Here is a 26,419-nt window from a genome sequence, read left to right on the forward strand (position 1 = left end):
AATCTGACCTTGCAGCCAAGGACACATGCCATAAAAACTTGAAAATACCGCCAATCCATCTACCCTGAGTTATGAAACATCAGGGATGATGCATGTTGGGGTGGGCATCGGGTTTGATCAGGAATACCGACATATCAGAACCGCCGCGGGCCTTGATTTGGCCCCGCTCTGCCTATGATGGATTTGCCAAACGTGCCTGTGACCTGATCCTTGCCGGGTTTGGTTTAATCCTGCTTTCGCCGGTTCTGGTTGCTATTGGTGTGTTGCTGTTCGGGTTGGGCTTTACCAAACCGCTTTTTCTTCAAAAACGCGTTGGCCAGCACGGTCAGACCTTTGTCATTTTCAAGTTCAGAACCCTGCGCAACAGGACCTGTCGTGCGGTTCCCCCGCCGATACTTCGCGGCTCAAACAGGTTCACATTGATGTTGCGCCTCAGCGGTCTTGATGAATTGCCGCAACTCATAAATGTGCTGAAAGGCGAGATGTCGCTGGTCGGGCCGCGCCCGCACAGCCTTGTCGATGATCACAACTTTACTGCGTGCATCGCGGGCTACGCCGATCGGCTGGCAATCAAACCCGGCATGACCGGCTGGGCACAGGTTCAGGGCTGGCGTGGCCCGGTTTGTAACGAGGATCATTTACGTGCGCGCATTACCTGCGACCGCCAGTATATCCGGCGTCAAAATCTTCTGTTTGATGGCTTCATTCTGATCCGAACGCTTGCTTTGCCTTTCAAAACATTGGGGCATTCCGCGCCGTGGCAACGGCCCTGTCATGGGCTGAAACCCTGCCTTCATTGCGATCGGCGGCAGGTTTGATGCACAGATACTTCCTGCCCGTTGCACTTATTTTGGCAATTACGCCTGGCGCTGCGCAGGCGATGGATCAGCCCGATGATCCCGGCGGCATTCGGATCGGTCGCCTGTTGGCCACACCATCGCTTGATACCGGCGCGCGATATGACAGCAACATCTTTCAAAGCGATGCCAACCCGACCAGCGATGTCATCACAACCCTGACCCCGCGCCTGACCCTGCAAGGCGACTGGCGGGTTTTTCAGCTGCATCTTTCTGCGGGTGGCGAGCTCGGCTTTTTTGCCGACTCTTCGGCCGACGATTATCAGGATGCCACTGTCGAGATTGCAGGCAGTGTTGAACTGGGCACCACTTCGATAGAGGGCGGGATTGATATCAAACGCAGCCATGACGCGCGGGGTAGCAACGATGTCCCGACAAGTGCGACCGAACCTGTGATCTATCGCGATGTCCGTGCGCAAATCGGCGGACGCCATGTGACCAACGGCTTGCATTACGAATCACAGTTTTCGCTGCGCCGTCTGGCGTTCGAGGACAGCACGGCGCGCAACGGATCGCATATCCGCAATGATGACCGTGATCGTCTTGAACTGCGCGAAACCCTGCGTGTTCTCTGGCCGCTTGATCTTGGCCGCGAAGCGTATGGCGAAGTCACGTTCAACCAGCGCCAATATGACCGTATTCCCGATGATGGCGGACGTGTTCGCGATTCTTCTGGCTATCAGCTCCTTGGTGGTATCCGCCTTGACCTGACCGATCTGATCCGCGCTGATCTGGCCGCAGGACGGATGAGCCAGACCTATGCCGACCCGGCCTTCGGCGACATCGCCGATTATACGCTGCGTGGTGATTTTGACTGGTCGGTCACCCGTCTGACCAACATTACGTTCAATGCCGCGCGCACCGTGCGCGAAACCACCCAAACCGGGGCCAGCGGCATTCTGGCCCTTGAAGCAGGGGCGGGCATTTCCCATGAACTGCGCCGGTGGCTAAGCCTTTCAATCAACGCTGCCTACAGCTCTGAAAACTATCAACAGACCACGCGGCGCGACACCATCACGCAGTTGGGGTTTGGTATCGGCTATGACCTTAATCGCTTTGCACAGATCGAAGGCGGCATTGCCTATGACCAACGAGATTCAAACAGCTCTGGTGAGGATTATGAACGCCTGCAAAGCCACCTCCGCCTCACGCTGGAGATGTAAATGACCGAAAAAGCGCACCGATCCATTTCCCGACTCCCACAACTTTATGCCGCCCTTGTCATGCTGATGACCATGGTGATGGTCCCGATGGCAGCGGCGCAAACCATTTATGTCATGGATAGTGGCGATACAGTGCGCGTCACCGTGTTTGGCGAACCGGACCTGTCTGGCGAATTCAAGGTCGATGCCATGGGCAGGTTAAACCTTGCACTGATTGGGCAAGTTGATGTTCGCAACCTCACCACCGATCAGGCCCGTCAGAAAATCCATGATGCCTATCAGGATGGCTATTTGCGTCATCCCGATGTTGCGGTTGAAATCGTCGCCTTTCGCCCGTTTTTCATCATGGGGGAGGTCAATCAGCCGGGTTCCTATGATTATGTGCCGGGCATGAATGTGCTCAATGCCATCGCAATTGGCGGTGGGCTGAGCTATCGCGGCGATGAAGACGATATCGAAATCCTGCGCGGTCATGACGCATCCCGCGTCGTCATTCCGGCAACGCTCGCCACCATCGTCATGCCCGGTGATATCGTACGCGTGGCAGAAAGATACTTCTAAATCACTACGATTTGGCAGATTTGCAGTATAATCGACCATGAATTTTCGATCAAAACGCAGGGATTTTAGAACTGCTCGACACATCGTCGGACTTTCTGCCATTTTGCCGATCTGGCATCTTTACCTTTGCCCGTTTTCCATGATGAAATCGCGATCACGCCATCATTAGGGTCAGAACCCGTATGGCAAACCGATAAACTCAAAAAGCCCACTTTGCCCCACGCAACGGAGTTCACGAAACATGTCCGGGAAAACAGAAACGCGCCATGGCGGACGCATTCTGGTCGATCAACTGGCCCTGCACGGGGCCGAACGCGTCTTTCTTGTTCCGGGCGAAAGTTACCTCGCCGTGCTGGATGGCCTTGTCGATCATCCCGACATGGAACCGATCATCTGCCGACAGGAAGGTGGTGCTGCCATCATGGCAGAGGCCTATGGCAAGCTGACCAACAAACCCGGCATTTGCATGGTCACCCGTGGTCCGGGTGCGACAAATGCATCAGCCGGCGTGCATGTCGCCCATCAGGACAGCACGCCAATGATCCTGCTGGTCGGGCAGATCGGGCGGGACATGGTCGATCGCGAAGCGTTTCAGGAAGTCGATTATCGCAAGATGTTCGAACCGCTTGCCAAGTGGGTCGGGCAGATTGATGACATCAACCGCATCCCGGAATATATCAGCCACGCCTATCACATCGCGACATCCGGTCGCCCCGGCCCGGTGGTTCTGGCCCTACCTGAAGACATGCTGTCTTCAAGCACCGATGTTGCCGATGCCAAACCCTACGTCCCGGTCGAGGCCAAAACAGCGCCTGAAGATGTCTCTCGCTTCCGTGATGCCCTTGCGAAATCCGAAAAGCCCGTCATGATCGTTGGCGGGGGCGGCTGGACCCGCGAAGCGACTGAAAACCTTAAATCGTTTGCAGTTCGTAACAATGTGCCGATTGCGACAAGCTTCCGCTGTCAGGACTATATCCCCAACACGCATAGCCACTTCATTGGTGATGTCGGTATTGGCATCAATCCCAAGCTGGCCGCGTTCATCAAGGACAGTGATCTTGTGATTTTGGTCGGCTCGCGCATGGGGGAAATGACCAGCAGCGGCTATAGCCTGCTTGATATCCCCTGCCCGCAACAAAAACTCGTCCATGTATATAGCGGGCCGGATGAACTGGGCCGGGTCTATCGCCCGGATGTTGCAATCAATGCGTCCCAGCGATCCTTCCTGCGTGCGATTGCGATGATGGAACCGGTGGATGGATCGGCCCGCGACGAAATGATCGAAACAGCACACGCCAACTACATCACCTTTTCCACCCCGGTTGAAACCCCGGGCGATGTCAAAATGGCCCATGTGGTGGCGGAATTGCGCGAAAAGCTGCCCGATAATGCGATTGTCACCAATGGGGCGGGCAACTATGCCGCCTTTTTGCATCGCTTTTTCCGTTACCGGGAATACCGCACCGAACTGGCACCGACCTCGGGTTCGATGGGTTATGGCCTTCCGGCCTCGGTCTCGGCCAAGCTCGCCCATCCGGATCGTCCGGTGGTCTGTCTTGCCGGCGACGGGTGTTTCTTGATGCACGGGCAGGAATTTGCCACCGCCGTGCAATATGGCGCGAATATCATCACGCTGGTGGTCAATAACGGCATGTTTGGCACCATCCGCATGCATCAGGAACGCAACTATCCCGGTCGCGTTTCGGGGACCGAACTGCACAACCCGGATTTCGCCGCCTACGCCAAGGCCTTTGGCGGATATGGCGAAACCGTCACCAAAACCGCGGATTTCGGCCCGGCCTTTGACCGCGCTGTCGCCTCCGGCAAACCGGCCATCCTTGAAATCCAGGTGGACCCACAGGCACTCACCCCGATCAAAACCCTTGATCAAATCCGCGCAGGCACCTGAGAATTCTTGATTGTTTCGAAAATGCAATAAGCGGGATCAGCGTTTGGGAATGCTGATCTCGCCGCTTTCCAGTCCTGCTTTCAGGGCATCAACGGCAACGGCCAGCTTTTCGTCAACGACATGCAGATAAGCCGTCCAGTCCGAAAGCTTGGAAAGCTCTTCCTTGCCATCGGAAATGCCGCGCAAACCAATCAGCGGCACATCAAACTTGTGGCACGCACGCAGGATGGCAAAGCTTTCCATATCAACCATGTCGGCATCAATGACGTCGTAAGCAGCCCCTGACACCACATTGGCCCCGGTCGACAAACGTGCTTCGGGGATGCCTGGAATGCGCAACGCCATCTCGATCTCGGCGGGCAGATCAACAAACGGCGTGCAGCCCTTCTCAAAGCCCAGAACCGACGCATCCATATCGCGATAGGATACCGATACCGCCTGATAAACCTCGGCCTGCTCCAACGTGCGCGAACCGGCCGACCCCAAGGTCACCACAAGATCAGGCAAATCACCCGCCAACTTCAATTCGGTCAACGCAGCCGTCAGATTGATCGCAGCCTCCACCGGCCCGACCCCGATCATCAGCGGCGTAAACCGCGCCTTGAGGAAATCCCCATACTCCGCCGGTGCCGCCATACAAAACAGCACGTTATGGCCAGACAGGTTGTGAAGGTAGCCGCGCATAATCCTAATCCCGAATTTCGAATGATTTCGGGAAGATTAAACACCCATGCCGGAAATACCAGCACAAACAAGGCTATGATTTTGGAGAGAATTGGCGCACCCGACAGGATTCGAACCTGTGGCCTTCGCCTTCGGAGGGCGACGCTCTATCCAGCTGAGCTACGGGTGCGCAATATATGGGGCCATGACTGGAATATGTGGCCCGAGTGCGATGGGTGATACAGGTTTTGGCCTGAACGGGCAAGGGTTTTCGAACCCTTTTGGCACCTTCGTCATCACCAATCCCGGTTAAGGTAACCTTGGCAGGTTCCGGCTGCAATCAGCTTTCGACGTCGCGGCGTTCATATGGGTCACGCACCACCCAGGTGCCGTTCCATTCGCGGTCCTGTTCGCGCCTCTCAAGGCGTTCCATCCGGTTCATCATCAGCTGGGCGGCAAAGTCGCTGTCATCAAATTCCATGACTTCTTCATACAGCGGGCGGGCGGCATCGAAATTGCCATCGCGATAATGCGCCATGGCGGTTTCATATTTGCTGCGCCATTCGCGCCGTTCATCGGAAAGCTGTCCACCGGGGGCGAGGACTTCGTAAAGGAAGACAACCTTTTCCGTACCCAGCAGCACCACATGATCCAGATCGCGCATTTCAACCTCGCCCGATGCCATGCTGGCGGTTTCGTGGGACGCGAGAATTTGCGTGCCATAAACCCGGTTGGCCTTTTCAAGGCGGTTGGCGTAGTTCACGCAATCGCCAACCACGGTATAGGCGCGGGATTTATCCGTGCCGATGGAACCAACCACGACCTCGCCGGTCGCAATGCCAACACGGATTTCAAGGCCATGATCACCGATCAGATCGGCATATTTGGTCTTGAGCGCGTTAAAGCGCGCGACCTGTTCAAGGGCGGCCTGACAGGCATGCTTGGCATGCGCCCCTTCGCCGCAGAAGGGTGGACCCCAGAAGCCAATCACCCGGTCACCAACAAAGTTGTCGATAATGCCGCTTTGATTGGCAATCGGTTCGGTCATCGCGGTCAGATAGTCATTGAGGAAATCGACAAGTTTTTCGGGCGGGGTATGTTCGGCCAGCCAGTCAAACCCGGTCAGGTTCACGACACTGACCGTCATCACGCGCTTTTCGGAATTCTCAAGCGCGGTTTCCTGATTGATAAGATTATTGATGACTTTCGGATCGACATATTTGCCAAACCGTTCGCGCATCCGAAACCGCACACGGAGTTCACGGGTCATGCGGTTAAAGGCATCGGCCATGCGGCCAAAATCACCCTTGGTGCTGAATTCAAGCTTGGTATCAAGCTTGCCCGATTGAACGGAGTTAAGCGCATTGGTCGTCTTGCGCACGGCAATCACCACCGCATGCGCCATGTAATAGGCCAGCGAGATACCGATAATCACGGCGGCCAGCATCATGATGAATTCGGCCTGAATCAGGAAATCTTCGCGCTTGGAAACGTTTTCCACCGTATCGGCGGCGTAATCTTCAAGCAGGCGAATTTCGTTGCGCAGGTTCAGCACGATAATCCGGTGCAGGCCGCGCACGGTTTTTTCCTGCGCCCCGGCATCGGGAAGATTGCCCTCGCTGACCTGATCAAGCAGCCGTTCAACACCAAGGGAAAACTGTGCCGACACATCGGCGAATTCACGCATGCGCACATCAAGATCAAGCAGTACGCCTTCGTCAAAATGACCGGATGCCTGCGCCCGACCAAGGGCCGCAAAGGTAAAGGATTTGCGAAACGCCTGTTCGATCTGGGTTTGCTTGGCTTCGATTTCGATTTCGAGACCATTCAAAAGCGATGTCTGCGGCCCGTCACGTTCGACCACGCGCATGTATCGGTCAATCAGTGAAATCTGTTCAAGCTGGCGCGCACGAACATCCGAAAGCGAGTCCTTGACCGGCGTGACATAGCGCGACACCGCTTCAAGATCGCCATTGATGCCAAGGGACTGGATCACGGAGAACCCGGTGGCCACGACGAGCCACACGACAAAAAAGGCCGCGACACCCAGGAACTTCGCCCGAATGGTCCTTAGCATGCCGGTCCTGATCCTCCGGTTAAGTGATGGTGCACCGTCAAACGCTGCTTGGCATATCGGAACGAAACAGCGGTTCGACAACCCGCATAATGCATTGCAACTGCAGGGTCAGGACCCGTCAATATGCTTGCAGTGGTCTGCAAAATTTGTGCGGATACGCGAAGCAAGATCGCAGGGATATATTTATATTTCAAGATTTTGCGACAAAGTAGCGGTGCAAATTTTACTGATCCGAAGGACAATCGCTATCTATGCAACCTTCTGCGTCAAAGTCCTCGACCGGGCATTAGCCCGCTCTTCGAACATTTCCTAGTATTTCGCATAGATAGCGATTGCCACTGTAACCATATTGACGGGTCCTGACCCTTGAAAAGGCTACCTGATCATGCATTGGTGGTCAAAACGCAATCAGTTAATGGTGCAGGAATAATTTTGATCGGTTTGCCCACCCATCACCCAACGCCGGATATCCTCGATCGCCACCGGCCCGTTCAGATCGCGCAGCAGCATGTGATAACCCGCCCGATAGAGGCAGCGATGATAGGCAGGCAGACCAAGGCTTGAGAGTTCATCATCAAGGGCCACAACCGCATCGGGCGGGATCACCTGATCCTGCACGCCCGACAGCAAAAGGGTCGGCACTGAAATGTCGCGGGCGCGAATGCGCGCCAGATCCATGATATCCGCAACACCAGCGATCAGATCGACCCGAACGGCGGACATCATGTATGGATCACGCGAAAGCCGACGCAGCATTTCGATATTGTCTGACGGCCAGATATCAAGCCCCTGCCCGGTTAGCGGCAACCAGGGCAGGCTGTGCGACATGATCGAAAGCGGGGCTGTCTGATACCACGGCATCATATCGCGGTTCCAAACTGCGGGTGCCACCAGAACCAATCCATCCATCAAATGCCCACGGGTAGCTGCGGTAATGATTGCCACCGCCCCGCCCATTGAATTGCCCAGAAGATAAACCGGCGTATCAGGGTAACGTGCGCGCAACAGGGTCAAAACATCGCTGGCATCATTGACAAGGCTTGCCGCGCCGGCCCAGAACGGGCGCGACGGGCTTCGACCAAAGCCCCGCTGATCAAAGGCATAAATGGCAATCCCGCTTGGGCCGATCTGCTCGCCCAACTCCATGAAGGCATTGGCATAATCGCCCATCCCGTGCAGACCAAGAATCACCGCATCGGGATTTTCAAGATCACCCCAGCTTTGCAACGGCAGCTCCGTCCCGTCAGCCGCAACAAAAACATCTGGCCCAAGCACGGTCTGGGCAATCGGTGGCCCCGCCGGACGAACGGTCGGCGCACAGGCGCCAACCATCCCGGCAAACAAAAGCATGGCACAAAGGCGAAAAACGGGACGCAAAAAATACGCTGACAAGACGGCGACCAACCCTAAGCAGGAAACAGGGACACTCAATGAAGATCATAATGCGTTCGCCCGCAAGGTGTTGTCACACATTACATATTCCAGGCAGGCAGACGGGTTATTGAGGAAATTCTGGTTTAAGGTTTAACCAATCGGCGCAATCTAGTAGAACTACAGCAGGTTCAGCGGGTTTTTTAATCCAATGACAGATGCAGACATTGGTTATTTTGCCTTGTTGCCATAACGATCGTTCCACACGTTTTCCAACGAAAGGATACGACCATGAGCATGAAAGAAGCTTACGAGAAAAAACTGGAAGCCCAACTCAACGAGTGGAGTGCCCAGATTGACAAGCTTAAGGCGCAGGCTGATTTGGCAGAAGCCGACGTACAACTGCAATATCAGAAACAGGTCCAGGAACTGCGCGCCATGCAAGACGAGGCCGAGCAGAAGCTCCGCGAATTGCAGCAATCAAGCGATGACGCCTGGAACGACCTGAAAGCGGGCATGGATAACGCTTGGGACTCGATTGAAGCCGCGATGAAGGCGGCTTCCAACAGGTTCAAGTAATCAAGCGGTTCAAAACGTAATCACACAAAACCCCGCAAGTTTTCTTGCGGGGTTTTGCATATCTGGCCAAATCACAGACCAGGTTCAGGCCGTCAGGATCACGCAGCCTTGCCTGCGCGTTCCTTGTTATTGTCACGCGTCAGCATCAGGAAGATGTCTTCCAGATCGCCTTCTTCGGTCGACAAGTCCTTGATCGCAAGGCCACAGCCGTGAATCGCCTCAAGGATCTCCGCCATCTGCGTGTTGCTTGGGCGGTAATGAAGGGCGATCTGGTTTTCCGATTTAAGCTCCGCACCCCAGGGCGACAGAGCTTCGGGTACTGCGTTCAGTTCGTTGTTCACGGTCAGAATCAGCGTCTTGTGATCAATCCGGCGCAGCAGGCTGCGCTTGTCTTCATGGGCAATCACGTTGCCCTGATTGATGATCGCGATCTCGTCACACAGTTCTTCGGCTTCTTCAAGATAATGCGTGGTCAGGACGATGGTCACACCCGCCGCGTTCAGTTCCTTGACGTAAGCCCAAAGCTGCTGGCGCAGTTCGATATCGACACCGGCCGTCGGTTCATCAAGGACCAGTACGGGCGGTGTATGCACCATGGCCTTGCCGACCAGAAGACGGCGACGCATCCCGCCCGACAGCGAACGGGCATACGAGTCTGCCTTGTCTGCCAGGCCAATGGCGGCCAGAATCTCGTCGGTGCGGCGTTCGGGTTTGGGCACGCCATACAGGCCCGCCTGCAATTCCATCACCTGACGCGGGGTGAAAAATGCATCAAGGTTCAGTTCCTGGGGCACAATCCCGATGGAACAGCGTGCTGCACGCATCTGGGCTTCGATATCATATCCCCAGATTTTTGCCGTACCGCTGGACTTGGTCACGAGACCGGCCAGGATGTTGATAAATGTAGATTTTCCGGCACCGTTCGGACCCAGCAGGGCAAAAAACGAGCCGCGCGGTATTTTGAGCGAAACGTTATCAAGGGCGAGTTTTTCGCCGTTTGATCCCTTATAGACCTTTGTCAGCCCCTCGACTTCGATGGCATAGTCGGGCATTGCAGTCATATGTCAGTGATCTCCACTCTTTTCCGCGTCGCCTGTTTGCGCTAAGACCATGGGGCGCCATGAGCACGCGGAAGTATTGATTGAATATGCCCAATCGGTATCATTCCCGGGAAACCGGGGTCAATGCTGTCCACAGTGCGTGGCCAATCCCGATGGTCATACAAGCCTGAAAATGGCAAACTTGGAACTGGATATATGAAGATCACCGAAGAAATCAAAGTCGGCACGTTAAATGTTGCCTGTGACGGCGGAAAAGGTCACCTTGGGCACCCGACCGTTTACCTCAATCTTGAGGACAAGGGTGAGGTGGTCTGCCCGTACTGCTCGAAAAAATATATCTTCGACAAATCCTTGGCCGAGCACGCAGCCCACTAATCCAAACCCTGCTATTTCGGGTACAGTATGGGGCCAGACACCGCCGGTCCTTGCGCACTGGCGGTCTGGCAAACCATATAGTGTCACCTGATTTGTACCTGCCTATGCTGTCGTGAACGCCATCACGGCCAATCCACGGGGAACTTCCATGACGTCTTCTGCACCTAACAGCTTTCGCGCCCTGCCCGATCCGGACGGACATTTTGGCAATTTCGGTGGACGCTTTGTCGCCGAAACCCTGATGCCGCTGATCCTGGAGCTGGAACAGGCCTATAAGGACGCCAAGGCAGACCCCGCCTTCAAAAAGGAGATGGACTACTATCTCCGTCACTATGTTGGCCGTGAAAATCCGCTTTATTTTGCCGAACGCCTGTCCGAGCACCTTGGCGGCGCAAAAATCTATTTCAAGCGCGAGGATCTCAACCATACCGGCGCGCACAAGATCAACAACTGCATCGGCCAGATCCTGTTGGCCAAGCGCATGGGCAAAACCCGTATTATCGCCGAAACCGGTGCTGGTCAGCATGGCGTTGCGACCGCGACCGTTTGTGCACGCTTTGGCCTGCCCTGCACGGTCTATATGGGTTCGAAGGACATCGAACGTCAGTCGCCCAACGTGTTCCGCATGCGCCTGCTTGGTGCCGAAGTCAAACCGGTGGTATCGGGCTCAAATTCGCTCAAGGATGCGATGAACGAAGCCCTGCGTGACTGGGTCACCAACGTTGAAGATACGTTCTATATCATCGGTACCGCTGCTGGCCCGCACCCCTATCCGGAAATGGTCCGTGATTTCCAGTCAGTAATTGGCAACGAATCCCGTCAACAGATCATGGAAGCCGAAGGCCGCCTGCCCGATCAGGTGATTGCCTCTGTCGGTGGCGGTTCGAATGCGATTGGCCTGTTCCATCCGTTCCTGGATGACAAGGGCGTTGATGTCGTGGGTGTCGAAGCCGCCGGTCACGGCGTTCACACCGGCAACCATGCCGCAAGCCTGTCTGCCGGTCGGCCGGGTGTTCTGCACGGCAACCGGACCTATCTGCTGATGGATGATGACGGCCAGATCAAGGAAGCCGATTCGATTTCGGCCGGTCTGGATTATCCGGGCATCGGGCCGGAGCACAGCTGGCTTAAGGATATCGGTCGCGCGCGCTATGAGCCGATCACGGATAAAGAGGCGCTTGAGGCCTTCAAACTCTGTTCGGAACTTGAAGGCATCATTCCGGCACTGGAATGCAGCCACGCGATTGCGCAGATCATGAAAGAGGCCCCGAAAATGGGCAAGGACCAGATCATCCTCATGTGTCTGAGTGGCCGGGGTGACAAGGACATCTTTACCGTGGCCGAAGCACTGGGAGTAGAATTGTGAGCGACGCTATCATCGGCGGCCAGGACCGCATCGCCAAACGTTTTGCCAAGCTCAAGGAAGAAGACCGTGCAGGTCTGGTAACCTTTATCACTGCAGGCGATCCGGACCCGGAAACCTCGTTTGAAATCCTCAAACAGCTGCCTGATGCCGGTGCAGACATCATCGAGCTGGGCATGCCGTTTACCGACCCGATGGCCGATGGCCCCGCCATTCAGGAAGCATCGATCCGGGCCCTTGATGCCGGCATGCATATGCGCAAGACCCTGTCGATTGTGCGCGGCTTCCGCGATCAGGACCATGAAACGCCGATCATTCTGATGGGCTATTACAACCCGATCTATATCTATGGCGTTGCCGAATTTCTTGAAGATGCACGCAATGCCGGTGTTGATGGCCTGATCGTTGTTGATTTGCCGCCAGAAGAAGATCCGGAACTGTGCATCCCGACGGTGGAAAAGGGCCTGTCCTTTATCCGCCTGACCACGCCGACCTCTGATGACAAGCGTCTTCCGAAACTTGTTCAGAATACCTCGGGCTTTGTTTACTATGTCTCGGTTGCCGGTGTGACCGGTGCCGGATCGGCCAGCAATGACCAGATTGTCGAAGCGATGGGGCGTCTGAAGCGCCATACCGACCTTCCGATTGCGGTCGGATTTGGCATCAAGACTGCCGAACAGGCAGCAGACGTGGCAAAGCAGGCAGATGCCGCGGTGGTAGGTTCGGCAATCGTATCAAAAATTGCCGAAAGTCTTGACGAAAACGGCAAGGCCACCGATAAGACCGCCTCTATGGTTACCGGCCTTGTGCGTGAACTTGCAAACGGGGTCCGAAACGCGCGCAAGTAAGCTGTGCTGCGTTTGAAAGAACCGATATAGACAGAACCAAGGATCAGTATCCGATATGTCGTGGCTGACTGAATTCGTCCGTCCAAAGATTCAGAAACTTGTTCGCCGCACTGATGTGCCCGAAAATCTGTGGCACAAATGCAAATCTTGCGAACAGATGATTTTCCACCGCGATCTGGCAAAGAACAATCATGTTTGCCAGCACTGCGGTCATCACATGCGCATTTCTGCCAAGGACCGTCTTGCGACCCTGTTTGATGATGGCAAGTACCAGACCATCGAACTGCCGAATGTCCCGGTCGATCCGCTGAGATTCCGCGATCAGAAGAAATATACCGACCGCCTCAAGGCCGCACAGGCCAAAGCGACCTTCAAGGATGCGCTGGCTGTGGCGCACGGCGAAGTCGGCGGTCATGCGACCGTTGTTGCTGTTTTTGACTTCTCCTTCATGGGCGGATCAATGGGCATTGCGGTGGGCGAAGGCATTGTTGCTGCAGCCGAACTGGCCTGTGTGCAGGATGCGGCCCTGATCATCGTACCGGCTTCGGGTGGCGCACGTATGCAGGAAGGCATTCTCAGCCTGATGCAGATGGCCCGCACCACGGCGGCGATTGAAAAGGTCAAGGAACAGGGTCTGCCCTATTTCGTGCTTCTGACCGATCCGACCACCGGCGGTGTTTCGGCATCCTTTGCCATGCTGGGCGATATCCAGATCGCCGAGCCGGGCGCACAAATCGGCTTTGCCGGGCGTCGCGTGATCGAAAGCACCATCCGCGAAAAACTGCCGGATGACTTCCAGACGGCCGAATACCTTCTGGAACATGGCATGGTGGATATGGTCGTGCCGCGTTCGGAACTGAACGCGACCTTTGGCCGCCTGATCGACATGATCCGTCGCACCAAACCGGGTGCGGCTGTGGTCCCGATCAAGGATGCCAAGGCGAAATCGACCAAATCCAAAACTCCGAGTGCGGATAAATAACTTGGCGGGCAGCGACGCAATCCTTGCTCGCCTCGGCAAGCTGCACCCGAAAGTCATCGATCTTTCGCTGGGGCGGATTACCCGACTGCTTGAAAAGCTGGGCAATCCGCACCTTGCCCTTCCCCCTGTCATTCATATTGCCGGCACCAATGGCAAGGGATCGACCCTGGCCTATCTGCGGGCGATCTACGAGGCTGCGGGTCTTCGGGTGCATTGCTCCACCTCGCCGCACCTGGTGCGCTTCCACGAACGTATCACCCTTGCCGGGGACATGATCTCCGAAGATGCGCTTTGTGAACTTCTTGAAGAAGTCGAAGCGGTCAATGGCGGGGAATCGATTACCTTCTTTGAAATCACCCAGGCGGCGGCGTTCCTTGCCTTTTCGCGCGTTCCAGCCGATGTTTTGTTGCTTGAAACCGGTCTTGGCGGGCGCGTGGATGCATCCAACGTCATTGATACCCCGGCAGCAACCGTGATTACCCCGATTTCGCTCGATCATCAGGGGTTCCTTGGCGATACAATTGCCAAGATCGCCTTTGAAAAAGCCGGGATCATGAAAACCGGGGTTCCCTGTATCACTGCCCCGCAAAGCCTTGAGGCCTTTAATAAACTGGCCTGCTATGCCAACCGGATCTCGGCCCCGATCTTCAATGATTTCGCCGTCATTGAAGAACGCGAAGACGGCTTTGCCATTCGCATTGGCACCGATCAGATCGACCTGCCACACCCGGCCCTGCCCGGGCGCCATCAATACACCAATGCCGCCACCGCGATTGCCACCGTGCGCAAGGCGGGTATTCCCGGCTCTGACGGCATGGATACGGATATCCTTGCGCGCGGCCTTGAAACCGCAAGCTGGCCTGCACGTCTGCAAAAACTGACCACCGGGCCACTGTGTGATGCCTTGCCTGCTGGCTGCGAGCTGATTCTGGATGGTGGCCACAACATCGCCGCGTCCGAAGCCATCGCCGACTGGCTATCGCGTCAGCCCGCTGGCGATACCGTGGTGATCATGGGCATGCTTGATAATCGCGATGCCAAGGCATTCCTCAAACCGTTGGTAACACACATCACAGCCTTTGCCGGCGTCCCGATCCCCGGCGAACATCAGGCCCACCTGCCCGAAACACTGCGTGATGCCGCGATTGCGTCCGGTATTAGCCCGGCCTTTTCCTGTGACGGGTTCGAAGCGGCCATTACGCCGCTTCTGGATGCCTGTGCAACGCCGAAGCGGGTACTGATTCTCGGTTCGCTTTATCTGGCCGGGCTGGTTCTGGAAAATCACGCCTGATCAAGCGTATATAAGAATTTTCTCAATCAATGCCGTAATATCACCGTCTAACAGTAAGTGTCCGGCGGTGTTTAACCGAATTTGGTCCGCGTGGGCGAAGTGCTGCAGATAGGTTTCGCAATGCGCGAACCTGACAATTTTGTCATCGACGCTGTGGCAAAAATGCATTGGTTTACATTCTTCTAGGACCGCAACTTCATCCTCGGTCAGAGAAAACTCAGTGACTTCCCAATCCGCCAGCCCCCAAAACGGTGCGGCGATGCTAAAGATCGCGGAAAATCGGTCCTTGCCGCGCCAGATATCGGGGTTTCGCGCCAAGTATTGCAAAATGGATGATCCACCAAGCGAATGGCCAACCAAAACGGCCCCTGATTTCGCTTGCGATACCGTCTGGTCGATCTGAGACAACCATGCATCTATATCCGGGCGCTCAGGAGCGGGCATCAAGGGTGCGATGATGTTGAATTTGTCGCCCAATGCCGCTTCAAGCCGTGAAATCAGGCCGGTACTGCCATTCTTACCGCCTTGCGGGCCAGCACTGTGGATAAAAACCAGATCACGTTTCACTGCCATGATGCCTCCGTCATTTTTCAGCGGTCATCAAACCGTCCGTGTTCAGACGTCGGGCAACTCGACTTTGCGGCGCGCATTGCCATTTGTCGGTCCGCCACCACCGTCGGTACTGCGCAGGCGCAGATTACCTGCCTTGTGCACACGGCGGCGATCACCCTGAACCGGGGGCGGCAGACCCTTGTTACCCTTTTTGGTGTCGTCATTTTTGGTCAATCCGGGGTCGCCATTTTTGGCCGCCTCGCGTTTGACCTTGCGCCCGGTAATCCAAGTATAACCCAGCACATACAGCAAAAATCCACCCACACCGACGGTCAGGGTCAGGAACTGCAAAACCGGTATAAAACTGCCAAAAATCTGCCCGCCGCCATAGATCATGAAAATGCAAAGCGCGGCCACCGGGGCAAGTGCCAAAAAGAAGATACCGCGTACCTTGTGGCGGATCGGGCCATAATGCATCAGCATCGCATAGAACAGATACATCAGCGCGACAAAGACCACGAGTTTGATCAGCAAGATGAAGTGATCAAAATTGGCAAGACGTTGATTGCGTTCGTAAATGCCAAAGACAACAAACAAGCCATGGACGATCAGACCAAAGATCCCGAAGGTGAGAATAAAGCGCAGCCAAACGCTGACGCTAAAAAACCTGCGCCATCCCGTACCGTTCGCATTGCGACGGTCTTTCTGCTTTTTGCGTTTCCGGGTGGCGAGCTTCATATCATCTGAAAGCTCACGCGCCGGACCTGCAGTTTCCACGCCGATGCCTTTTGGCAAGAATTCCGGCTTGCTTGTTTTCCGGGCCACGAACCCGATCTCCCATGTCCCTTGGGATGAAGTTATTCGTTACCATAGCAATCCCGGGGCAAGCTGATAAGCACAAAGAAGAACCGTGCTAGAAAACCCCGCGAATGAGGGCGTTACCGTTCTTGTTTCGAATTCGAAACTTTATCGAGTGCAAGCTCTGAACACCATCAAACTCTCTTGCCCAAATCTGTCAGGAGGTCGGGTTGTTTTTGCCTGAAATCGGCAGGCGGTACTCGACTTAAGGGCCCGGATCGGGCATTCTTCGGGCCAATCATTTTCACGCATAAAAGAGCACGAGACGCATGACAGATTCCGCCCCGTCCGATACCGGTTCGTCCGCCGACAAAGCCCCGCGTCGCGTCGTTCTGGTTGACGGTTCCGGCTTTATTTTCCGCGCTTTCCACGCCCTGCCACCGATGACGAGCCCCGATGGCACGCCGGTGAATGCGGTCTATGGCTTCTGCACCATGCTGATGAAGCTGCGCGAAGATACCAAACCCGACCATATGGCGGTGATCTTTGACACCAAGGGCAAGTCGTTCCGCAACGACTTCTATCCGGATTACAAGGCACATCGTCCGCCACCCCCCGAAGAACTGGTCCCGCAGTTCGGCCTGATCCGTGATGCGACACGCGCTTTCAACCTGCCGTCGATCGAACTTGACGGCTTTGAAGCCGACGATCTGATCGCGACCTATGCCCGCCAGGCCGAGGCAGAAGGTTCTGACGTGATTATCGTGTCTTCGGACAAGGACCTCATGCAACTTGTCACCGATCGGGTGCAAATGTTTGATGCGATGAAGAATCGCACCATCGGTGCTGCCGAAGTTCTGGAAAAATTCGGCGTCAACCCGGACAAGGTCATTGATATTCAGGCCCTTGCAGGCGATTCCGTTGATAACGTGCCCGGTGTGCCGGGCATTGGTGTTAAGACCGCCGCACAACTTATTGATGAATATGGTGATCTTGATTCTCTACTGGAGCGCGCTGGCGAAATCAAACAGCCCAAGCGCCGCGAGAAACTGATCGAAAATGCCGAACTTGCCCGTATTTCGCGCGATCTGGTGACGCTCAAGACCGATGTGCCGGTGGTTGAACCGCTGGGTGACTTCGAATTGCGCGAACCTGATCCCGAAGTTCTTTTAAGCTTCATCGCAAGTCACGGCTTTAAATCATTGCTTTCTAAAGTAAAGTCGAAATTTGGCGGCGATGTTGAGTTTGAAAGCCCGACGGCCGCCGGTGTTGGCGTCAATGATATCAAGGTCGGAAAGGCCGAATATGAACTGGTGCAGGATGAAGATCGTCTAAAGCACTGGATTTCCGAGGCCGAGTATCTTGGCACCGTCGCGGTTGATACCGAAACCACATCCCTTGATGCCCATCAGGCCAAACTGGTCGGCATTTCGCTTTCGACCGAGCCCGGCAATGGCTGCTACATCCCGCTCGGCCATGTTGGTGGCGAGGCACAAGGTGGCTTTGACTTCGGCGACAATCCTGCTGAAAACAAGGACGCGCCCAAGCAAATCAAGCTTGAACGCGCGATTGAGCTTCTCAAACCGCTACTTGAAGACCCGGGTGTTCTCAAGGTCGGTCAGAACCTGAAATACGATATGATCGTTCTGGCCCGCCATGGCGTCAATGTTGCCCCGATGGATGACACCATGGTGCTGTCCTATGTGCTTGACGGCACCAGCCACGGGCACGGTATAGATGAACTGGCCGAACTGCATCTTGATTACAAGCCGATTTCCTTCAAGGACGTCTGTGGCAGTGGCAAAACCCAGATCACCTTTGATCAGGTCCCGCTCGACAAGGCGCTCGATTACGCGGCCGAGGATGCCGATATCACACTGCGCCTGCATCGATTGCTCAAACCCCGCATCGCACAGGAACATATGGCCAGCGTCTATGAGACGCTTGATCGTCCGCTGGTCCCGGTTCTGGCCAAGATGGAAGGCCTTGGGGTCAAGGTCGATGCCGAAATCCTGAAAAACCTGTCCGATGATTTCGCCAAACGCATGGCATCGCTTGAAGAAACCATTCACGAAATGGCGGGCGAGCCATTCAATCTTGGCAGTCCCAAGCAGTTGGGCGAGATCCTGTTTGATAAAATGAGCCTGCCCGGCGGTAAAAAGACCAAAACCGGCGCCTGGCAGACCGGGGCCGACGTGCTTGAAGCCCTGGCCGCACAGGGCCATGACCTGCCAGCCAAGCTTCTGGAATGGCGTCAGCTTTCCAAGCTCAAAAGCACCTATACAGACGCCCTTGCCCATCACATCAATCCCAATACAGGGCGGGTACACACCAGTTACGGACAGACCAACGTCAATACCGGGCGTTTGTCATCCAACGACCCGAACCTGCAAAACATCCCGATCCGAAGCGAAGAAGGCCGGAAAATCCGTACCGCCTTTGTCGCCGAGCCGGGTCACAAGCTGATTTCAGCCGACTATTCGCAGATCGAGCTGCGCCTTTTGGCCCATGTGGCCGAGATCGAAGCCCTTCGCGAAGCGTTCAAGAACGGCGAGGACATCCACGCCGCAACCGCCTCAAAGGTCTTTGGTGTGCCGATCGAGGGCATGGACCCGATGGTCCGCCGCAAGGCCAAGGCGATTAACTTCGGCATCATTTACGGCATCTCGGCCTTTGGTCTGGCCAACCAGCTTGGCATTCCGCAAAAAGAAGCCAAGGCCTTCATCGAAGCCTATTTCGAGATTTATCCCGGCATCCGCGATTACATGGACGAGGCCAAGGAATTTGCCAAAAAGCACGGCTTTGTCCGCACCCTGTTTGGCCGCCATATCCATATCAGTGGCATCAATGACAAGAATGGCATGCGCCGGAGCTTTGGTGAACGTGCGGCCATCAACGCCCCAATTCAGGGCGGGGCGGCAGACATCATCAAACGCGCGATGATCGCCGTTCCCGGTGCATTGCTTGATGCCGGGCTCAAGACCCGCATGCTACTTCAGGTCCACGATGAATTGATCTTTGAAGCCCCGGAAGACGAAACCGAAAGGGCGATCAAGACCATCCGCGAGGTCATGGAAAATGCCGCCCATCTTTCAGTACCGCTGATTGCTGATGCTGGCACCGGCGATAGCTGGGCCGACGCGCACTGATCAGCGCGTCCAAACGCACAGAAACCAAAAAGAAGACCCCGCTGCAGTTCATTGCAGCGGGGTCTTCTTGTATTAGGTTCGCTTTGTCGCGCTAAGCGATTAGAGTCCCAGTACTTCACGCATGGAATAAAGCCCCGGTGCCTTGCCTTCGGCCCATTTGGCGGCACGGACAGCACCCTTGGCAAAGACTTCGCGTGACGATGCCTTGTGGGTGATCTCGATCCGCTCTCCCTCGCAGGCAAAGACAACCGTGTGGTCACCAACCACATCACCACCGCGCAGGGTCGCAAAGCCGATGGTGCCGTCTTCACGTGCACCGGTATGGCCATCGCGCGATCGCACAGAAACCTCATCAAGCTTCACTCCACGGCCCTTGGCCGCGGCTTCACCCAGGCCAAGCGCTGTGCCCGACGGCGCATCGACCTTGTGTTTATGGTGCATTTCAACGATTTCGATGTCCGCCACATCCTTGTCCAGGACGCTCGCCACCTTCTCGACCAGCGCAAAGGCCAGGTTCACACCAACACTCATATTCGGGGCAAAGATGATCGGGGCCTTTTCGGCGGCAACCTTCAGCTCTTCTTTCTGATCATTGGACAGGCCCGTGGTGCCAATCACAAGGATCTTGCCGGTTTCTGCAGCCAGTTTTGCATGTTTCATCGTCGCGGCCGGGGCGGTGAAATCAATCACCGCGTCAACGGCCTCAAACAACGCCTTGGGATCATCGCCGACCACAACGCCGCTTTCTTCCAGACCGGCGATCAGGGTAACGTCCTTGCCGATGAACGGGCTTCCGGGCAGGTCCGTGCCGCCACCAACTTCACAGCCCTTGGTCTTGGCGGTTTCATTCACCAGCATCCGTCCCATACGGCCAGCACATCCAACAATCCCGATCTTCATTTCCGGTCTCCTCCGGGCAAGCAAGTTCAAATTTGTAATTGCTTTAACACAAGGCCCTGACAGCGCAAAACAAAACCCCCGACAAAGCTGCCGGGGGTTTTGGAAATCAATCTTTCACAGCACACGCCGATCAGTCGGTCAGGTCTTTCCAGATTTCTTTCATCTTGGAAAAGAACCCTTCGCTTTCCGGGCTGGAACCTTCTTCGCGCGAAATCTCGTCGAATTCCTCAAGCAGTTCCTTCTGACGGTCTGTCAGATTGACCGGAGTTTCGACGCTGACTTCGACAAACATGTCACCCCGTGCCTGACTGCGCAGGATGGTCATCCCCTTGCCGCGCAGACGAAGCTGCTGACCGGATTGTGTGCCTGCCGGGATGTTGATCCGCGTACGGGTCCCTTCGATCGTTGGCACCTCGATGGTGCCACCAAGGGCAGCCTTGCCCATCGGGATCGGAATCCGGCAATAAAGGTTGGCACCTTCACGCTGGAAGAAGCGGTGATGGGCAATATCAAGAAAGATATAAAGATCGCCCGCTGGCGCCCCGTTCGTCCCTGCCTCGCCCTCGCCTGCAAGGCGAATGCGCGTGCCGTCTTCGACACCGGCCGGAATGGTGACCTGAAGGGTCTTTTCCTTTTCGACGCGGCCAACACCGTGACAGGCCTTGCACGGGTTCTTGACGATCTTGCCCTTGCCATGGCAGCTCGGGCAGGTGCGTTCAATGGTAAAGAATCCCTGCTGCGCGCGAACCTTGCCGTGACCATTACAGGTCGGGCAATTGACCGGCTGCGAACCGGCTTCGGCACCGGTACCGTCACAGCTTTCGCACGATACGGACCCGGGGATGGTAATCTCGGCCTTTTTGCCTTCGAACGCTTCTTCAAGCGAGATCGCCATGTTGTAGCGCAGATCTGCCCCGCGGGAAGATCCGCCACCACCGCGGCGACCGCCGCCCATGGCGCCAAAGATTTCGTCAAAGACGTCGGCAAATCCACCGCCACCAAATCCACCGCCGAAGCCGCCACCAAAGCCGCCTCCGCCACCGGGGCCACCCTGTTCGAAGGCGGCGTGGCCAAAGCGGTCATAGGCCGCACGTTTTTCCTGATCCTTCAGGATTTCGTAGGCTTCGTTAACCTGCTTGAATTTGATTTCAGCTTCGGTATCGCCCGGATTTTTATCCGGGTGATATTTCATGGCTTGCTTGCGATAGGCGCTTTTCAGCTCGGCTGCGCTGGCATCTTTGCTGACACCCAACAGCTCGTAATAATCTTCTTTCGCCATCTGTAACTCCGAAATACGGTCGGGCCGTTCCAGCAAATACTTGCGTCCGGAACGGCCCGATTTTTCTTTACAGGGCGTCGTTCAAGACGACCTCTGCGGTCGCCTTACTTGTCTTTTTTGTTGTCATCGACTTCTTCGAAGTCGGCGTCAACAACACCGTCGTCCGCCTGTGCAGAGGCATCAGCGTCTGCCGCTTCACCGTCGCCAGCTTCTTCCTGCTGGGCCTGATACATGGCTTCGCCAAGTTTCATCGAGGCCTGCTGCAGTTCATTCAGCTTGGTGGTGATGGCTTCGGGATCTTCACCGTCCTTGGCTTCTTTCAAAGCCGACAGGGCGTTTTCGATTTCCGACTTGGTCGCATCGTCAACCTTGTCGCCATGCTCCGAAAGGTTCTTTTCGGTGGCGTGGATGATGGCTTCTGCCTGGTTGCGGGCTTCAACAAGGGCTTTACGCTTCTTGTCGGCTTCGGCGTTGCTTTCCGCGTCCTTGACCATGTTTTCGATCTCGTCATCGGAAAGACCACCAGATGCCTGAATACGGATCTGCTGTTCCTTGTTGGTCGCCTTGTCCTTGGCAGACACGTTGACGATACCGTTGGCATCAATGTCAAAGGTCACTTCAATCTGCGGAACACCGCGCGGTGCCGGCGGGATACCAACCAGATCAAACTGGCCAAGCATCTTGTTATCGGCTGCCATTTCACGTTCACCCTGGAAGACGCGGATGGTCACGGCCGTCTGATTGTCTTCAGCGGTCGAGAAGGTCTGCGACTTGCGGGTCGGGATCGTGGTGTTACGGTCGATCAGGCGGGTGAAGACACCACCGAGCGTCTCGATACCAAGCGACAGCGGGGTCACATCAAGCAGAAGAACGTCTTTGACGTCACCCTGCAGGACACCACCCTGAATCGCGGCACCAAGGGCAACAACCTCATCCGGGTTCACACCTTTGTGCGGATCACGGCCAAAGAACTCTTTAACGCGTTCCTGAACCTTCGGCATACGGGTCATGCCGCCGACCAGAATGACGTCGTCGATTTCACCTGCAGTGATACCGGCGTCTTTCAGGGCCGCTTTGCACGGGGTCATGGTGCGTTCGATCAGATCGGACACCAGACCTTCAAGCTTCGCACGCGACAGCTTGATGTTGAGGTGTTTCGGGCCGGATGCGTCTGCGGTGATGAACGGCAGGTTGACATCGGTCTGCATCGACGAGGACAGCTCGATCTTGGCTTTCTCGGCAGCTTCTTTCAGACGCTGCAGGGCCAGACGGTCCTTGCGAAGGTCGATCTGCTGTTCCTTTTTGAACTCGTCAGCAAGGTAATCAATGATCTGTTTGTCGAAGTCTTCACCACCAAGGAAGGTATCACCGTTGGTCGATTTAACTTCGAAAACACCATCGCCGATTTCCAGAACCGACACGTCAAAGGTACCGCCACCAAGGTCATAAACGACCACGGTGCCGCCGTCTTTCTTGTCCAGACCATACGCAAGTGCTGCTGCGGTCGGCTCGTTAATGATACGTTTGACTTCAAGACCAGCAATCTTGCCGGCGTCTTTGGTCGCCTGGCGCTGGGAGTCGTTGAAGTATGCCGGAACGGTAATCACGGCTTCGGTAACTTCTTCGCCAAGGTGACCTTCGGCGGTTTCCTTCATTTTCTGAAGCACCATGGCTGCGATCTGGCTCGGCGCCATTTTGTCGCCATTGACTTCAACCCAAGCATCGCCGTTCTCGCCCGAGATGATTTTGTACGGGACAAGATCTTTGTCTTTTTCGACTTCCGGATCGCCATAACGACGACCGATCAGACGCTTGATGGCAAACAGGGTGTTTTCCGGGTTGGTGACTGCCTGGCGTTTCGCCGGCTGACCGACAAGGCGTTCACCATCATCGGTGAAAGCGACCATTGACGGAGTAGTACGGGCACCTTCGCTGTTTTCAATCACGCGGCCTTCTTTGCCGTCCATAACTGCTACGCAGGAGTTGGTGGTGCCAAGGTCGATACCAATAATCTTACCCATAGTAAGTTCCTCTTTTAGCGGCCGGTCCGTCCCGCAGCCTCCGAACTGAAGCGCCGCGCAGGACCTCCTGGGACCAATGGTTGTAATACACGTATTTTTTCTGGGGGCTCTTCGTTACCCCGCGAACCTATATATGAAAGTCGCCACAAAGTCGCAAGCGGTCAAAGTGGGGAATCTTGGCTGTTTTTTGCCTTCCAACCGCAATTTTCACCCGATCACCACGGCAATAACCCCTTTAAACTGGCAAAATCGTGGGAAATCATCCGTTTTGGAGGCGTAAAACCCGGCTTTCAATTTGTTTCATAACCGGGTTGCAAAACATTCAGACCAGCGCACTCAGATCGGAATATCGGCGGGATTACAACGGGTCTGACGCAAGACAGCCTCAAGCTTGATCGCCAGGCTCTCCTTTTCATCTGGGCCCAGAAAACGTGCGATTTCCAGACTTTTGCCATGTGTGCGCAGGAAAAGGGTGGCCTGTTCATCTTCGCCCCGTTCCAAAACGACACGTAGCCAATAGGGCTGAAAATCAAATTCCTGACGTTCCCCGCGCACCGAAATCCGCGTCACCCTGAGATTACCTTGGGCAAGTTCAATCCGTTCTTCCTGCCGGGCAGAGCGGAAGCTGAAATAAAACGCCAATGACAGCAAGACAACATCCAGCCCCAGAAACCCGATCACCGGCCACGCCCCCACAGACCAGAAAATAAAGCCGATGGTCGTGATCAGACCTGTCAGAAACAGCACAATATTTCGCGCCGCACGGCGCGACAGCGACCGCGGCGGAAACAGATCCACCCGAAAGATCGGTTTTGCTGAACGCGGCACGTTTGGCATTTGCAGTCTCACGAAAGCTGAGTGATATCCGCAGAAGGGTTTCTTGCACCAATGAAGCAACGTCATTTACATTGCGTCGCCAAACGCTAGATTGGCAGCTTGCTTATCCTTCATCGTGGTAAAATCAATGACCAAAGTCAGTTACGTTATAACACTGTTTAACAAGCAAGAATATATTCGACCGGTATTGGATTCCGTACTTGCGCAGACAGGCGATTTCGAACGTGAAGTTATTCTGGTCAATGATGGATCTACGGATGAAACGCTGCCACGGATCGAGGCCTATGCCAGTAAACAACCCAATATAGTGATTATATCGATCGAAAATTCCGGTCCCTCTGTTGCGTTGAACACTGGAATCAAATCCGCCACGGGGGACTTTATCAAGTTTGTCGATGGCGACGACGTATTGTGCCCGAATTCCACAGAGCTTTTGTTAAACGCGCTCACAAAAACCGGGGCCGGTTTGGCCCACTCAAGGATTGAAGAGGTTGAAGTGTATTCTGAAACTTATCAGAAACCAACTGCGAACCTTGCCAACCAACATCCAATACCAAACACGAATGCCATCGCAACGATGATCGAAAAAGCCCATTTCAATCCTAGCTGCGTTCTTCTCCGGACCGAACTTGCGCAAAAGGTGGGCGGCTCTGATGAAAGAGTATTTATTCAGGATTACTCCCTATGTTTGCGGGTTTCGCGCATTGCCAATTTCGTTGAGGTCCCAATTGTTCTAGCCTATGCCCCGAAAGAGGCTGCAAGCCGTTTGTCGGGATATGGTGCTGGCGCACAAGTGTTACACGACCTCAACCTTGCGCTCGCCTACCTGTTGGAAGCCCATACCGACTTGCCGCCTGAAATGCGCAGTAAAATTGTCAAACGAGCAACAAGCAGGTCCTGGCGCTGGGCCAAACGCTTGGAAAAAAAGTCCGTATTCTCAAAGGAATTCAGAAATTACATACTTTCGAAACTTGGACTTGTTGGATCAAGGCCCGAAAGGCTCGTTTTTGACAGCTGTGAAACATTCCGGCGGACCTCCACAATCAGGTTCCCCAGACATCTCACCGGCCAATCTTGATAAGGACGTCCTCATGGCCCGCCCGATGAACAAAGCCGCCATCGAAGAGTTTTTCCAGCGTCTTTCCGATGCCGACCCGGAACCGAAGGGGGAGCTCGATTACACCAATCCCTACACCCTTCTGGTCGCGGTTGCTCTTTCGGCGCAAGCCACCGATGTCGGGGTGAACAAGGCGACCAAAAAGCTGTTTCAGATCGTCGAAACCCCGCAGGATATGCTCGACCTTGGCGAAGAGGCCTTGATCGAGCACATCAAGACCATCGGGCTTTATCGCGGCAAGGCCAAGAATGTCATGGCCGCAGCCAAGATCCTTGTTGAAAAACATGGCGGGATCGTACCCAACGATCAGGAAGCACTCGAAGCACTGCCCGGTGTCGGGCGCAAAACAGCCAATGTGGTGCGCAATATCGCCTGGGGTGAGCATACCATGGCGGTCGATACCCATATCTTCCGGCTGGGCAACCGGACCGGCATGGCCAATGGCAAAACAGTTCTGGCCGTTGAAAAGGCGTTGCTCAAAAAAGTCCCGCCGCGCTTCATGACCCATGCCCATCACTGGCTGATCCTGCATGGGCGGTATATCTGCAAGGCGCGCAAGCCACGCTGTGGTGACTGCATCGTCAATGATCTTTGCAACTACAAAGACAAAACGCCTGCCGAGGCATAATTCGGCAGGCGTCTGGAAGATTTACGCGGGTTCAGCTT

At 55.2% G+C, this 26,419-nt stretch carries 23 protein-coding genes and 1 tRNA gene; 13 read left to right on the forward strand and 11 right to left on the reverse strand.

Annotated elements, in window-relative coordinates:
• Window positions 1-152 precede the first annotated feature (152 nt).
• The 4 genes from AUQ43_RS14835 (at window position 153) to AUQ43_RS14850 (ending at window position 4,490) form a co-directional block, all read left to right on the forward strand.
• Complete coding sequence (locus AUQ43_RS14835; protein ID WP_181838543.1) at window positions 153-818, forward strand: sugar transferase; 666 nt, start codon at window positions 153-155, stop codon at window positions 816-818.
• A complete protein-coding gene (locus AUQ43_RS14840; RefSeq protein ID WP_062956979.1) occupies window positions 818-2,020 on the forward strand; it encodes an outer membrane beta-barrel protein in 1,203 nt (400 codons plus the stop codon). Before AUQ43_RS14835 ends, AUQ43_RS14840 begins: the two co-directional genes overlap by 1 nt.
• A complete protein-coding gene (locus AUQ43_RS14845; RefSeq protein ID WP_062956980.1) occupies window positions 2,021-2,581 on the forward strand; it encodes a polysaccharide biosynthesis/export family protein in 561 nt (186 codons plus the stop codon). It abuts the gene before it with no gap.
• Between the two features lie 241 nt (window positions 2,582-2,822).
• Window positions 2,823-4,490: a thiamine pyrophosphate-binding protein gene (locus AUQ43_RS14850; RefSeq protein WP_062956981.1), complete on the forward strand. Its 1,668-nt coding sequence runs from the start codon at window positions 2,823-2,825 to the stop codon at window positions 4,488-4,490.
• A gap of 36 nt (window positions 4,491-4,526) precedes the next feature.
• Here the strand turns inward: AUQ43_RS14850 and AUQ43_RS14855 are convergent, their stop codons facing one another.
• The 4 genes from AUQ43_RS14855 to AUQ43_RS14870 form a co-directional block, all read right to left on the reverse strand.
• Entirely contained in the window at window positions 4,527-5,174 is a 648-nt protein-coding gene (locus AUQ43_RS14855; RefSeq protein ID WP_062956982.1) for a 5'-methylthioadenosine/S-adenosylhomocysteine nucleosidase, read from the reverse strand.
• Window positions 5,175-5,266: 92 nt separating this feature from the next.
• Window positions 5,267-5,343: transfer RNA gene (locus tag AUQ43_RS14860), tRNA-Arg, on the reverse strand.
• Window positions 5,344-5,493: 150 nt separating this feature from the next.
• On the reverse strand, window positions 5,494-7,230 hold the full coding sequence (locus AUQ43_RS14865) for an adenylate/guanylate cyclase domain-containing protein (RefSeq protein WP_062956983.1): 1,737 nt from the start codon (window positions 7,228-7,230) through the stop codon (window positions 5,494-5,496).
• A 408-nt stretch (window positions 7,231-7,638) separates the two neighbouring features.
• Window positions 7,639-8,580 (reverse strand): alpha/beta hydrolase, encoded by a 942-nt coding sequence (locus AUQ43_RS14870; protein WP_062956984.1) that lies wholly within the window; start codon window positions 8,578-8,580, stop codon window positions 7,639-7,641.
• Between the two features lie 312 nt (window positions 8,581-8,892).
• Between AUQ43_RS14870 and AUQ43_RS14880 the strand changes: the two genes are divergently transcribed.
• Window positions 8,893-9,180 carry a hypothetical protein gene (locus AUQ43_RS14880; protein WP_062956986.1) on the forward strand — a complete coding sequence of 96 codons (288 nt, stop codon included), beginning with the start codon at window positions 8,893-8,895 and terminating at the stop codon, window positions 9,178-9,180.
• Window positions 9,181-9,278: 98 nt separating this feature from the next.
• Here the strand turns inward: AUQ43_RS14880 and AUQ43_RS14885 are convergent, their stop codons facing one another.
• The gene (locus AUQ43_RS14885) at window positions 9,279-10,241 is read right to left on the reverse strand and encodes an ABC transporter ATP-binding protein (protein WP_062956987.1); all 963 of its coding nucleotides are present in this window, start codon (window positions 10,239-10,241) and stop codon (window positions 9,279-9,281) included.
• A gap of 195 nt (window positions 10,242-10,436) precedes the next feature.
• Here AUQ43_RS14885 and AUQ43_RS14890 point away from each other — a divergent pair, with 195 nt between their 5' ends.
• From AUQ43_RS14890 to AUQ43_RS14910, 5 genes are all read left to right on the forward strand, one after another.
• The gene (locus AUQ43_RS14890) at window positions 10,437-10,616 is read left to right on the forward strand and encodes a zinc-finger domain-containing protein (protein ID WP_062957346.1); all 180 of its coding nucleotides are present in this window, start codon (window positions 10,437-10,439) and stop codon (window positions 10,614-10,616) included.
• Between the two features lie 148 nt (window positions 10,617-10,764).
• Window positions 10,765-11,982: a tryptophan synthase subunit beta gene (gene trpB / locus AUQ43_RS14895; protein WP_114129816.1), complete on the forward strand. Its 1,218-nt coding sequence runs from the start codon at window positions 10,765-10,767 to the stop codon at window positions 11,980-11,982.
• Complete coding sequence (trpA, locus tag AUQ43_RS14900) at window positions 11,979-12,827, forward strand: tryptophan synthase subunit alpha (RefSeq protein ID WP_062956989.1); 849 nt, start codon at window positions 11,979-11,981, stop codon at window positions 12,825-12,827. The genes trpB and trpA overlap by 4 nt, the downstream gene beginning before the upstream one ends.
• A gap of 55 nt (window positions 12,828-12,882) precedes the next feature.
• Window positions 12,883-13,809: an acetyl-CoA carboxylase, carboxyltransferase subunit beta gene (gene accD / locus AUQ43_RS14905; RefSeq protein WP_062956990.1), complete on the forward strand. Its 927-nt coding sequence runs from the start codon at window positions 12,883-12,885 to the stop codon at window positions 13,807-13,809.
• Window position 13,810: 1 nt separating this feature from the next.
• Window positions 13,811-15,100, forward strand: coding sequence for a folylpolyglutamate synthase/dihydrofolate synthase family protein (locus tag AUQ43_RS14910; protein ID WP_084272117.1), 1,290 nt, complete (start codon window positions 13,811-13,813; stop codon window positions 15,098-15,100).
• Here AUQ43_RS14910 and AUQ43_RS14915 read toward each other — a convergent pair whose 3' ends face one another.
• Window positions 15,101-15,673, reverse strand: a complete 573-nt coding sequence (locus tag AUQ43_RS14915) for an alpha/beta hydrolase (protein ID WP_062956992.1) — start codon at window positions 15,671-15,673, stop codon at window positions 15,101-15,103.
• 42 nt (window positions 15,674-15,715) lie between these two features.
• A complete protein-coding gene (locus AUQ43_RS14920; protein WP_062956993.1) occupies window positions 15,716-16,477 on the reverse strand; it encodes a hypothetical protein in 762 nt (253 codons plus the stop codon).
• A gap of 302 nt (window positions 16,478-16,779) precedes the next feature.
• On the opposite strand from AUQ43_RS14920, the gene polA reads away from it, so the two are divergent.
• Window positions 16,780-19,599, forward strand: coding sequence for a DNA polymerase I (polA, locus tag AUQ43_RS14925; protein ID WP_062956994.1), 2,820 nt, complete (start codon window positions 16,780-16,782; stop codon window positions 19,597-19,599).
• A gap of 99 nt (window positions 19,600-19,698) precedes the next feature.
• On the opposite strand, the gene dapB is transcribed toward polA, so the two are convergent.
• The 4 genes from dapB to AUQ43_RS14945 form a co-directional block, all read right to left on the reverse strand.
• Entirely contained in the window at window positions 19,699-20,499 is an 801-nt protein-coding gene (gene dapB, locus AUQ43_RS14930) for a 4-hydroxy-tetrahydrodipicolinate reductase (protein WP_062956995.1), read from the reverse strand.
• Between the two features lie 130 nt (window positions 20,500-20,629).
• A complete protein-coding gene (dnaJ, locus tag AUQ43_RS14935; RefSeq protein WP_062956996.1) occupies window positions 20,630-21,778 on the reverse strand; it encodes a molecular chaperone DnaJ in 1,149 nt (382 codons plus the stop codon).
• Between the two features lie 104 nt (window positions 21,779-21,882).
• Window positions 21,883-23,799, reverse strand: coding sequence for a molecular chaperone DnaK (gene dnaK / locus AUQ43_RS14940; RefSeq protein ID WP_062956997.1), 1,917 nt, complete (start codon window positions 23,797-23,799; stop codon window positions 21,883-21,885).
• Window positions 23,800-24,135: 336 nt separating this feature from the next.
• Window positions 24,136-24,636 (reverse strand): DUF2244 domain-containing protein, encoded by a 501-nt coding sequence (locus AUQ43_RS14945; protein WP_062956998.1) that lies wholly within the window; start codon window positions 24,634-24,636, stop codon window positions 24,136-24,138.
• A gap of 127 nt (window positions 24,637-24,763) precedes the next feature.
• Here AUQ43_RS14945 and AUQ43_RS14950 point away from each other — a divergent pair, with 127 nt between their 5' ends.
• Window positions 24,764-25,714 (forward strand): glycosyltransferase family 2 protein, encoded by a 951-nt coding sequence (locus tag AUQ43_RS14950; protein ID WP_062956999.1) that lies wholly within the window; start codon window positions 24,764-24,766, stop codon window positions 25,712-25,714.
• A 25-nt stretch (window positions 25,715-25,739) separates the two neighbouring features.
• Window positions 25,740-26,381, forward strand: coding sequence for an endonuclease III (nth, locus tag AUQ43_RS14955; protein WP_062957347.1), 642 nt, complete (start codon window positions 25,740-25,742; stop codon window positions 26,379-26,381).
• Window positions 26,382-26,419: the final 38 nt, after the last annotated feature.

It is taken from the genome of Thalassospira sp. MCCC 1A01148, assembly GCF_001613795.1.
GTDB lineage: Bacteria > Pseudomonadota > Alphaproteobacteria > Rhodospirillales > Thalassospiraceae > Thalassospira.

Bases quoted from the DNA above. Each gene is read 5' to 3' on its own strand.
- AUQ43_RS14840 (WP_062956979.1), top strand. From the start codon at position 818: ATGCACAGATACTTCCTGCCCGTTGCACTTATTTTGGCAATTACGCCT.
- AUQ43_RS14845 (WP_062956980.1), top strand. From the start codon at position 2,021: ATGACCGAAAAAGCGCACCGATCCATTTCCCGACTCCCACAACTTTAT.
- AUQ43_RS14850 (WP_062956981.1), top strand. From the start codon at position 2,823: ATGTCCGGGAAAACAGAAACGCGCCATGGCGGACGCATTCTGGTCGAT.
- AUQ43_RS14855 (WP_062956982.1), bottom strand. From the start codon at position 5,174: ATGCGCGGCTACCTTCACAACCTGTCTGGCCATAACGTGCTGTTTTGT.
- AUQ43_RS14865 (WP_062956983.1), bottom strand. From the start codon at position 7,230: ATGCTAAGGACCATTCGGGCGAAGTTCCTGGGTGTCGCGGCCTTTTTT.
- AUQ43_RS14870 (WP_062956984.1), bottom strand. From the start codon at position 8,580: ATGCTTTTGTTTGCCGGGATGGTTGGCGCCTGTGCGCCGACCGTTCGT.
- AUQ43_RS14880 (WP_062956986.1), top strand. From the start codon at position 8,893: ATGAGCATGAAAGAAGCTTACGAGAAAAAACTGGAAGCCCAACTCAAC.
- AUQ43_RS14885 (WP_062956987.1), bottom strand. From the start codon at position 10,241: ATGACTGCAATGCCCGACTATGCCATCGAAGTCGAGGGGCTGACAAAG.
- AUQ43_RS14890 (WP_062957346.1), top strand. From the start codon at position 10,437: ATGAAGATCACCGAAGAAATCAAAGTCGGCACGTTAAATGTTGCCTGT.
- trpB (WP_114129816.1), top strand. From the start codon at position 10,765: ATGACGTCTTCTGCACCTAACAGCTTTCGCGCCCTGCCCGATCCGGAC.
- accD (WP_062956990.1), top strand. From the start codon at position 12,883: ATGTCGTGGCTGACTGAATTCGTCCGTCCAAAGATTCAGAAACTTGTT.
- AUQ43_RS14915 (WP_062956992.1), bottom strand. From the start codon at position 15,673: ATGGCAGTGAAACGTGATCTGGTTTTTATCCACAGTGCTGGCCCGCAA.
- polA (WP_062956994.1), top strand. From the start codon at position 16,780: ATGACAGATTCCGCCCCGTCCGATACCGGTTCGTCCGCCGACAAAGCC.
- dapB (WP_062956995.1), bottom strand. From the start codon at position 20,499: ATGAAGATCGGGATTGTTGGATGTGCTGGCCGTATGGGACGGATGCTG.
- dnaJ (WP_062956996.1), bottom strand. From the start codon at position 21,778: ATGGCGAAAGAAGATTATTACGAGCTGTTGGGTGTCAGCAAAGATGCC.
- dnaK (WP_062956997.1), bottom strand. From the start codon at position 23,799: ATGGGTAAGATTATTGGTATCGACCTTGGCACCACCAACTCCTGCGTA.
- AUQ43_RS14945 (WP_062956998.1), bottom strand. From the start codon at position 24,636: ATGCCAAACGTGCCGCGTTCAGCAAAACCGATCTTTCGGGTGGATCTG.
- AUQ43_RS14950 (WP_062956999.1), top strand. From the start codon at position 24,764: ATGACCAAAGTCAGTTACGTTATAACACTGTTTAACAAGCAAGAATAT.
- nth (WP_062957347.1), top strand. From the start codon at position 25,740: ATGAACAAAGCCGCCATCGAAGAGTTTTTCCAGCGTCTTTCCGATGCC.